This is a genomic window from Chryseobacterium sp. 2TAF14, assembly GCF_052115105.1.
Lineage (GTDB): Bacteria > Bacteroidota > Bacteroidia > Flavobacteriales > Weeksellaceae > Chryseobacterium.
On the sequence record NZ_JBFRGA010000162.1, the window covers coordinates 1 to 9331 of the forward strand.

Below are 9331 nucleotides of genomic sequence, written 5' to 3' on the forward strand. Positions count from 1 at the left end.
CTTTTATATAATCACTTAATTTATTTAGTGCTAAAACTCTTTTTTCGATATTCATAATTACTTTAAAATTGGGGAATATTTTGTAATTTTGTGCAAATTTAAAAAAAAATTAGCGATGGCTATTAAAATAACTGATGAATGCATTAACTGCGGGGCTTGCGAACCGGAATGCCCGAATAATGCAATTTATGAAGGAGCAGTAGATTGGAAAGCATCCGACGGTACAGAACTTTCAGGAACTGTAACCTTACCTTCAGGATTAACAGTGGATGCAAATGCGCCGCAGGAACCTGTAAGTGACGATGTTTATTTTATTGTTACAGACAAATGTACAGAGTGTAAAGGCTTCCATGAAGAACCGCAATGTGCAGCAGTTTGCCCGGTAGATTGCTGTGTTCCGGATGAAGATCATGTGGAATCTGACGAAGCGCTGCTAAACAAAAAAGCGTTTTTACACGGAGAATAACAACTACCGTCTCATAGATTATGAGGCGGTTTTTATTTATATTTAAAATTAAATCTATCAAATAGTAATAATGAAACCGCAGATTTTTTCTATCTTGAATAAAATTTGCAAAAACAARAAGTAAAATTATGAGCAAAAAGCACAATTTCAGCGCAGGACCATGCATCTTACCTCAGGAAGTATTTGAAAAATCGGCAGAAGCGATTTTAGATTTTAACGGAATCGGTTTATCACTTCTTGAAATTTCGCACAGAAGTAAAGATTTTGTTGCCGTGATGGATGAAGCTCGTGCGATTGTAAAGAGACTGATGAATCTTGGTGATGACTATGAAGTGCTTTATTTGGGAGGCGGTGCAAGCTTACAATTTGCGATGGTTCCTTATAATTTGATGAAAGTTGGCGGAAAAGCAGCTTATCTTGATACAGGAACTTGGGCTGCAGGAGCCATAAAAGAAGCTAAAAAAGTAGGAAACGTAGATATTGTAGGTTCTTCTAAAGAAGAAAACTATTCCTTCATTCCTAAAGATTATAAAATTGGTGTAGAATACGATTATTTTCACTGTACTTCGAACAATACAATTTACGGAACCCAGATGAAAACTTTTCCTGAAGTGGAAACTTTGATGGTTTGTGATATGAGTTCTGATATTTTCTCAAGACAATTGGACTTCTCAAAATTTGATCTGATTTATGCCGGAGCTCAGAAAAATATGGGACCTGCAGGTGTAACTTTAGTTGTTGTTAAAAAAGAAATTTTAGGTAAAACAGAAAGAGAAAACATGTTCTCTATTTTAGATTACAATCAGCATATTTCGAAGGAATCAATGTACAATACTCCGCCTGTTTTCCCTGTTTATGCATCTTTACTGACCTTACAATATTTAGAAAAGAACGGCGGAATTGCAGCAGCAGAAGCAAGAAATGAAGCAAAAGCAAAGTTATTATACGACGAAATCGATTCTAATCCTTTATTTGAAACATTCTGTGTGAAAGAAGACCGCTCGTTAATGAATGTATCTTTCAAATTGGTTGATGAAAGCAAAAAAGAAGAATTTGATGCAGCTTGGAAAGCAGCAGGAATCAGCGGATTAAACGGTCACAGAAGTCTAGGAGGTTACAGAGCAAGTCTTTATAATGCTTTGCCAATTGAGAGTGTACAGGTTTTGGTAGATGTAATGAGATCAATTAAATAAAATTAATTTAAAGATTAAATGATTCAAAAATTAAATGATTATTACCATTTGTTAAAATTTTCTTAATTTGCGAGCCGATTTTAATTTTTAAATATTTCAATTTTTAATCTTTAGATCAAATTTAAAAACAATGAAAGTTTTAGCTAACGACGGCATCTCCAAAGCCGGAGAGATCGCTTTAAAAGAAGCAGGAATTGAGTTACTCAACAACAGAGTTTCTCAGGAACACGTTATTAATTTTATTAATGAAAATAACGTAGATGTTCTTTTGGTGCGAAGTGCAACCAAAGTTAGACAAGATTTGATTGATGCTTGTCCGAATCTCAAAATCATAGGAAGAGGCGGAATCGGCATGGATAACATCGATGTAGAATATGCCATTGACAAAGGAGTTTATGTCATCAATACTCCAACTGCTTCGTCAAAATCGGTGGCAGAACTGGTTTTTGCGCATTTCTTTTCTTTAGCAAGATTTTTACACGAATCAAACAGATTGATGCCATTGGAAGGAGAAACTCATTTCAATGCGATGAAAAAATCGTTCAGCAAAGCTTACGAACTTTTAGGAAAAACTTTAGGAGTAATCGGTTTTGGAAGCATTGGTCAGGAAGTGGTAAAAATGGGAATTTCTTTAGGAATGAAAGTGAAAGTTCTGACAAGGAAACCAAGAACGGAAACATTAACTTTAGAATTCTTCGACGGTCAAAAAGTCAATTTTGAAATCACATCGACCAATGATACAGATGAGTTTTTGAAAGATGCTGAATTTATAAGTATTAATACTCCGCAAACCAACGAATACATCATCGATACACCTCAGTTTGAGAAAATGAAAGACGGTGTTTTTATTGTAAACACAGCAAGAGGTGGCGTTATTAACGAAGTGACATTGCTTGATTTTATTGAATCTGGAAAAGTTGCAGGAGCTGCACTTGATGTTTTTGAAAACGAACCGACTCCGGAATTGATTTTACTGATGAATCCGAACCTGTCTCTTACACCGCATTTGGGAGGAAATACCGTAGATGCACAAGAAAAAATCGGTGTGGAGCTTGCCAAACAAATTATTGAAATTAAAAAGAAACTATAAATTATATATGCCAGTTTTTAAACCTTTCCGTGGAATACGACCTCATAAAGATCATGAGGCTACGTTTCCTACTCATCCTTTAGATAATTTCACACAGGCTGAAATTGCTGAAAAAGCGCAAAAAGAAAAAACTTACATCAATATGATTAAACCCTATGTTGTAAGCAAATCTAAAGATGTAGACCGGAATCTGAGGAAAATACGTTCTACTTTTGAAGAACTTCTTGACGAAAATGTTTTGGTTCAGGATAGTTCGGCTTATTATCTTTATGAGCAGATTTACCCCAACAAACAGGTTTTCAGGGGACTTTTAGGTATTTTCAATCATGTTGATACGATCGGAATCAGGCATAAAATCTGGAGAATCGATAATCGTCTGAAATTACAGCAGTTTAAAGAAGTAATAGATCAGATCGATTCTTTCTACATCGCAGACGGTCACCACAGAATTGGTTCTACTGCATTACACGCAAAACGTTTAAAAGAAAAAAACAAAAGGCATAACGGAACAGAGGCATATAATTTCGTTTACAGCTTTATTGTTTCCAATCAATCGATAAAAATTCACGATTACAACAGGATTGTAAGCAGCATCGGAGATCTTACAACGGAAGAGTTTCTGAAGAGAATTGAAAAATATTTCTTAATTCACGAAAAAGGAGAAACACCGTATTACCCTTCTCAGAAATTCCACATTTCGATGTATCTGGATGGTAAATTTTATTCGCTTCACGTAAAACACGATCTTCGTTCTCAGGAGATGTCTTTAGATAATTTAGATCATCATCTTTTAGATAAATTTATTGTAAAAGATATTCTGAATATTGAAGATTCTGACAGCTCTGATGAGATTTGCTACATCAAAGGAACTTCCAATATTGAGGGAATCAAATTATTAAAAGAAAAGGTTGACAACGGAGAAGGAAAAGTAGGTTTCGGAATTTATCCAATAAGCTTTAATGATATGATTAAAATATCAGATTTGAAGCTTAGTATGCCGCCAAAATGTACATTTATAGAGCCTAAATTGGTTACTGCATTATTAATGTATGATATGAAATAGTTTAGTAATTTTTACATTCAGGCTATTGCTCAATATTTAAAACTAAAATAATATAATCTTCCTCAAAATTATTTTCAAAATATAATGGATTTAATTTTGAGGATTTTGTTTTAAAGTCTTTATTTTTTAAATACAGCCTTAAAATAATTAATATTCGAAAAGAATCATAGTCTTTACGTTAAAAAGCATTCGTAATAAAAAGTAATATCTGTAAAAATCTGGATTTTTTCTTTATTTTTATGCTCCGAAAAGAAACCGGTCAGTAAAATGAAAAAAATCTTACTTATCATACTTCCACTCTTTTTGAGTGGATTTTTATTTTCTCAGAAAAAAACTTCGGCAAGAAAGCCAAAACCCGTACCTAAATTCAACTACCACGAAGAATTTAAAAAAATCTCCGACGAAATTTTTCTCCACGGAGCCGCTTATGATAATTTAGGAGAATTAACGAAAGGGGTTGGCCCAAGATTCAGCGCTACACCGGGTTATGCAAAAGCTACGGAATGGGCTGAAAAAAACTTAAAAGAAGCCGGCGCAGAAAACATCTGGAAACAGGAAGTAAGAGTTCCTATCTGGATCAGGGGAAAAGAATCTTTGCAGATAAAAACTTCAAGCGGCGACTGGAAAACCATAAAAATGCTTTCTTTCGGGAATTCTGAAGGTACAAAAGGAAAAGACCTCATTGCCGATATTCTTTTGGTAAATGATGTTCAGGAATTGGTAAACCTGAGAGCTGCCGATGCAAAAGATAAAATTATTTTTGTCAACTATCCTATCGATCCAACAGTAATCAGTACCGTAGATTCTTACATGATCGCTGCAAAATCTAAGCTTATTTCGGCATCCGTTATCGGTCAGAAAGGAGCAAAAGCTTTAATTATAAGATCTTTAACCACAGCTTCAGATGATATTCCGCATGCAAAGCAGGTTTATTACGAACCGGACGATAAGGCAAGAATTCCTGCCATGACAATCGGGGTACGTTCTGCGGATGAACTTGAAAATCTTCTTAAAAAAACTTCTGTTAAAGCTAAAATAAATATGTCTGCCGAATCGAAAGGTGAAACCATCAATCACAATATCATCGGCGAAATTCCCGGTAAAAAAGATTCTAAAGTAATTCTTCTCGGGGCACAGCTCGATTCTTGGGATTTTGCGGAAGGTGCGCATGATGACGGAACCGGTGTTGTACAATGTATGGAAGTTTTAAGAACATTTAAAGCTTTAGGTTACAATAACAATCACACCATAAGAGTTGTGCTCTACGCCAACAGTGAAAACGGCGGAATGGGCCGTGAAACGTATGCATTAAACGCAAAAAAGAAAGAAGAAAAACATATTCTGGCTTTAGGAACCGATTCAGGAGGATATTCTCCGCGCGGCTTTTCTTTAGATATGTCTCCGCAGAGAAGAAGGCTTATTTTTGAATGGAAGAATTACTTTTTACCTTACGGAATTTATGATTTTGACCAGACTTATGCCATTCAGGATATTGCGCCTTTAAAAAAACTGGATATTCCTTTAGTAGAATTGGTGGTTGATACACAGCGTTACTTCGATTACCATCATTCTGAAAAAGATACTTTCGATAAAGTGAACAAAAGAGAATTGCTTCTTGGAGCAGTTGCCATGACGCAGCTTGTCTTTATGATCGATAAGAATTGGTAAAAAAAACATCAATTTTTATCAAAACTAACAATATTAAAAAGATTTTTTATCATGGAAATCAATCAATTAAAATTAGAATCAAGTAAAATAAATAATCCTAAACTTAACGGACTCTACGCTCAGTTTCAGGAAATTTTAGAAAAACTCAACCATAAAAAATTATCTGCTGAAGCTGTGCAATATATTAATAATAATGTTGAACAGGTTAATTCAACAACATTCAGCGATAAAGCTTTGCTGAAATTATTAAAAGAAAAGCAGAATCTCATCATAAAATACCTTGAAAAAGAGCATAAAATTGTTCCGAAAAATTATTACAGAGGTATTTGGATAGCCGTAGGAATGGCTGCTTTTGGATTACCAATCGGAACTGCTTTTGGTCTGATGATGGGAAATATAGGGTTACTGGCGATAGGATTGCCAATTGGTTTAGGTATTGGTGCAGCAGTGGGTTCTTCAATGGATAAAAAAGCCTTTGAAGAAGGAAGACAAATTGATGTTGAACTAAAATTTTAATTTAAAAAAATCCAAAATTTAATAATGAAAAATATTTTATCAGCTGCTGTTGTTTTTTTAAGTCTAAATGTATTTGGTCAGGCTAAAGAAGATTCTATTCAGTTCAGCAGAATTTCTACAGAAATATTAAATAAAGGAAAATCTTATAATGAACTGAAAGATTTAACTAAAAATATCGGTCATCGTTTGAGCGGTTCTGAAGCTTATGAAAAATCTGTAAAATGGGCAGAACAAAAGCTGAAAGAAGCCGGAGCCGACAAAGTCTGGCTGCAGGAAGTGATGATCCCGGTTTGGGAAAGAGGAAAAGAATCTTTAAAAATAAAAGCACAAAACGGGAAATGGAAATCTCTAAAAATGCTTTCCTTAGGTAATTCTGAAGGCACGAACGGAAAAGATATTTCCGGTGAAATCATTATGGTAAAATCTTTGGCAGAATACGAAAAACTCACTCCCGAACAGGTGAAAGACAAGATTGTTTTCTTTAATTACCCTTTTAGCCAATCTTATGTGCAAACTTTCAAAGCATACAGCGACGCTGCGGTTTATCGTTCTACCGCTGCTGCTTTAACGGCAAAAAAAGGAGGGAAATTTGCTATTGTAAGATCACTTTCTTCAGCGTTTGACGATGTTCCGCATACCGGAGCGATAAGATACGGAGATGCTGATAAAATTCCTGCCGTTGCCATTGGAAATACCACAGCAGACGAATTGGAAACCCTTTTAAAATCACAAAAAATTACGGCTAAACTCAATTCAAACTGCGGCATGAAAGGTGAGAAACTCTCCCACTCTGTCATTGGTGAGCTTACCGGAAATAAAGACAAAAGCGTAATTGTCGTTGGCGGACATTTAGATTCCTGGGACGTTGGCGAAGGAGCGCATGACGACGGCGCCGGAATCGTACAAAGCATTGAAGTATTAAGAACTTTTAAAAATTTAGGGATTAAAAATAACCATACCATAAGAGTTGTTTGTTTTGCAAACGAAGAAAACGGTTTGAAAGGCGACCTTCAATACGGAAAAACTGTGAAAGAGAATAACGAAAAGCATCTTTTTGCTTTAGAATCCGATGCCGGTGGATTTTCGCCAAGAGGAATTGCTTTGGAGATGGATGATGATAAAATCAGCCAGATCAAAAGCTGGTCTCCCCTTTTTCTTCCTTACGGAGCGTATGATTTTGACGGAAGATATTCCGGAGCAGATATTTCTCCTTTAAAAGCAATGGGAATTCCTACCGCAGAGCTTGTTCCTGATTCTCAGCGGTATTTTGATATTCATCACACCGAAGAAGATACTTTTGAGAAAGTAAATCGTCGCGAATTGTTATTAGGTGCAACAATTATGGCGCAAATGATTTACATGATCGATAAAAACTGGTAAAATAAAGTCCTCGAATTGGAGGATTTTTTTATTTGCCACAAATGCACAAATAAATCTTTATGATTAAATAAATAATTCGTGCATTCGTGGCATTATAAGTATTCTTTTTTAGCAATCGTAAAATCTAAAATCTTTCCATCTCTTTTCACTTTAATGTCAAGAGAATTCAGTCCTTTTTCTATTCGGTTTTCCAGATATTTGCAGACAGATTCCTGATCCAGATTTTCTAAGCTTACATTATTCATACTCAGAATTTCATCGTCAAGTTTTAGAGGTATATCATTTCCGCTGAAAAGCAGAACCACTTTTGCTTTATGGTCTATAAAACGGTATCCAAAGCCAAAAGATTCTAATTTTGAAGGGTAATTTCTGATTTTATTCAGATAGATTTTATTGTTTTTCCAATCCATTATAAACCTGAATTTTTTCAGAAATTCGTTTCCAAGCAAATTTGAAGATCCGGTAGAAACAATTTCATCATCAAATTTTTGTTCAGCTAAAAATATTTCGCCCGGCTTAAAATAATAGGAACTTTCCGGTTTTCCTGCTCCAAAAGCCCCAATAGAAGCTGTTCCGTAAGTTTCAACCGATTTTACCTTAGAATTTTTTGCATCGTAATTTTTACCGGAAATTCTCACAGTACCTGTAAATCCGGTATCAAAAGTAAGGTCTGTTTTTTTATCTAAAATCTGGGCTTTTATAACCGGTGTTTTCTGAGGTTTCGGATCAAAAGAAAACACGGTTTCATRACCTTCGACAGAGAAATTTGCAAAATCTTTCGTTGCTTCTATCGAATTTTCTGAATAGTTGATTCGCCAGAAAAGTTTAGCCATTTGATTGGCTCCGAGAATACCGTCAATTTTAAAGCATTGAAATTCTATTCCGTTCAAATCCATTACAATAGCTCCGATATTTTTAAAGGTAATCTGATCAACTTTTATTTCGGGAACTTCGGTAAAGATTTGTTCCTGCTTATTTTTTTTAGAATCTGTGACTTTACTGCGGTGTTTTTTCTTAAGATTAAGCTCATTGTAAATTGATGTGGAAATTACAGTCGGAGCACCGGAATCGAAAAGAAACTGATATATTTTTCCGTTAATATTTACCTTAACAAAAGGCAATTCGTTGGTGTAAGTGAGATTAATTTTTTCAACAGGATTTTTTAATTCAGCTTCTCCATTTTCAAAAAATCTTTTTCCTTGTGCAGAAATTGTAATGGTAAAGAATACTAAAATAAAAAACAGGTGTTTTTTCATAGTTAATTTTTGATAAAAATAATGTTTTTATGCTGAACGTGGTCGAATGATTATTGAGCTAACCTATTATTCTAAATAAATTTTAGTCTTAAAAATAATTAAGAATACGGTTTCCCGTAAAGAAACAATTCATTGTTTAGGTATTATTGCAGAATAAAACTAATAACCATGGAGATTATTTTAATTATCATTTTAGCATTTTCTACTATTTATTATTACACAAAACTTGTAAAAACAAAGAACGAAATCAAAGTAAAAGATCAGAAGATCAAAGATTTAACGAGATTGATCGCTCAGCTTCATGACGAAATTTCAAAATACCAAAACGAACACCATGCTTTGAGAAATAAATTGAAAAATGTTAAGACTGAATTGTCTTATCTTCAGATTACCAATCGGGAATTAAACGAAAAAATTGCCGAGCTGAGCAAATATCAAAACATTATTGATGTAAAAATTGAATGCGAATATCTGCTTAAAAAAGCTCAGAAAGATTACGAAAAACTGAGAGAAAGAGGCAATCAGGAATTGATTGAAGCTCAGGAAAATGCAAAAGAATCACGAAAAAATATTAGAGAAATTACCGAAAAGAAACAGCGTGAAATTGAACTTCTGTATGAAAATGCTGTAAGAGAATCTGAAAGAATTATAGCCACTGCTGAAAACAGAGCTGAAACTATCGGCGGAGATGCCTACAGA

At 34.4% G+C, this 9331-nt stretch carries 9 protein-coding genes; 8 read left to right on the forward strand and 1 reads right to left on the reverse strand.

What is annotated here, in order from left to right; all coding sequences use genetic code 11:
• The first annotated feature begins 115 nt into the window (after window positions 1–115).
• The 7 genes from AB4Y90_RS14295 to AB4Y90_RS14325 all read left to right on the forward strand — a co-directional run bounded on the left by AB4Y90_RS14295 (window position 116) and on the right by AB4Y90_RS14325 (window position 7376).
• Window positions 116–466, forward strand: a complete 351-nt coding sequence (locus tag AB4Y90_RS14295) for a 4Fe-4S binding protein (protein ID WP_034676539.1) — start codon at window positions 116–118, stop codon at window positions 464–466.
• Between the two features lie 128 nt (window positions 467–594).
• Window positions 595–1659 carry a 3-phosphoserine/phosphohydroxythreonine transaminase gene (gene serC / locus AB4Y90_RS14300; protein WP_441558216.1) on the forward strand — a complete coding sequence of 355 codons (1065 nt, stop codon included), beginning with the start codon at window positions 595–597 and terminating at the stop codon, window positions 1657–1659.
• A gap of 130 nt (window positions 1660–1789) precedes the next feature.
• On the forward strand, window positions 1790–2749 hold the full coding sequence (locus AB4Y90_RS14305; protein WP_441558217.1) for a D-2-hydroxyacid dehydrogenase: 960 nt from the start codon (window positions 1790–1792) through the stop codon (window positions 2747–2749).
• Window positions 2750–2756: 7 nt separating this feature from the next.
• Window positions 2757–3812, forward strand: coding sequence for a DUF1015 domain-containing protein (locus AB4Y90_RS14310; protein ID WP_441558218.1), 1056 nt, complete (start codon window positions 2757–2759; stop codon window positions 3810–3812).
• A 267-nt stretch (window positions 3813–4079) separates the two neighbouring features.
• Window positions 4080–5480 carry a M28 family peptidase gene (locus AB4Y90_RS14315; protein WP_441558219.1) on the forward strand — a complete coding sequence of 467 codons (1401 nt, stop codon included), beginning with the start codon at window positions 4080–4082 and terminating at the stop codon, window positions 5478–5480.
• A 51-nt stretch (window positions 5481–5531) separates the two neighbouring features.
• Complete coding sequence (locus AB4Y90_RS14320; protein ID WP_441558220.1) at window positions 5532–5996, forward strand: hypothetical protein; 465 nt, start codon at window positions 5532–5534, stop codon at window positions 5994–5996.
• 24 nt (window positions 5997–6020) lie between these two features.
• On the forward strand, window positions 6021–7376 hold the full coding sequence (locus AB4Y90_RS14325; RefSeq protein ID WP_441558221.1) for a M28 family peptidase: 1356 nt from the start codon (window positions 6021–6023) through the stop codon (window positions 7374–7376).
• A gap of 92 nt (window positions 7377–7468) precedes the next feature.
• On the opposite strand, the gene AB4Y90_RS14330 is transcribed toward AB4Y90_RS14325, so the two are convergent.
• Window positions 7469–8632: an aspartyl protease family protein gene (locus AB4Y90_RS14330; RefSeq protein WP_441558222.1), complete on the reverse strand. Its 1164-nt coding sequence runs from the start codon at window positions 8630–8632 to the stop codon at window positions 7469–7471.
• Window positions 8633–8800: 168 nt separating this feature from the next.
• On the opposite strand from AB4Y90_RS14330, the gene AB4Y90_RS14335 reads away from it, so the two are divergent.
• Window positions 8801–9331 (forward strand): hypothetical protein (locus AB4Y90_RS14335; RefSeq protein ID WP_441558223.1); only part of this gene is annotated, 531 nt, incomplete at its 3' end.

Bases quoted from the DNA above. Each gene is read 5' to 3' on its own strand.
- AB4Y90_RS14320 (WP_441558220.1), top strand. From the start codon at position 5,532: ATGGAAATCAATCAATTAAAATTAGAATCAAGTAAAATAAATAATCCT.
- AB4Y90_RS14325 (WP_441558221.1), top strand. From the start codon at position 6,021: ATGAAAAATATTTTATCAGCTGCTGTTGTTTTTTTAAGTCTAAATGTA.
- serC (WP_441558216.1), top strand. From the start codon at position 595: ATGAGCAAAAAGCACAATTTCAGCGCAGGACCATGCATCTTACCTCAG.
- AB4Y90_RS14315 (WP_441558219.1), top strand. From the start codon at position 4,080: ATGAAAAAAATCTTACTTATCATACTTCCACTCTTTTTGAGTGGATTT.
- AB4Y90_RS14295 (WP_034676539.1), top strand. From the start codon at position 116: ATGGCTATTAAAATAACTGATGAATGCATTAACTGCGGGGCTTGCGAA.
- AB4Y90_RS14310 (WP_441558218.1), top strand. From the start codon at position 2,757: ATGCCAGTTTTTAAACCTTTCCGTGGAATACGACCTCATAAAGATCAT.
- AB4Y90_RS14305 (WP_441558217.1), top strand. From the start codon at position 1,790: ATGAAAGTTTTAGCTAACGACGGCATCTCCAAAGCCGGAGAGATCGCT.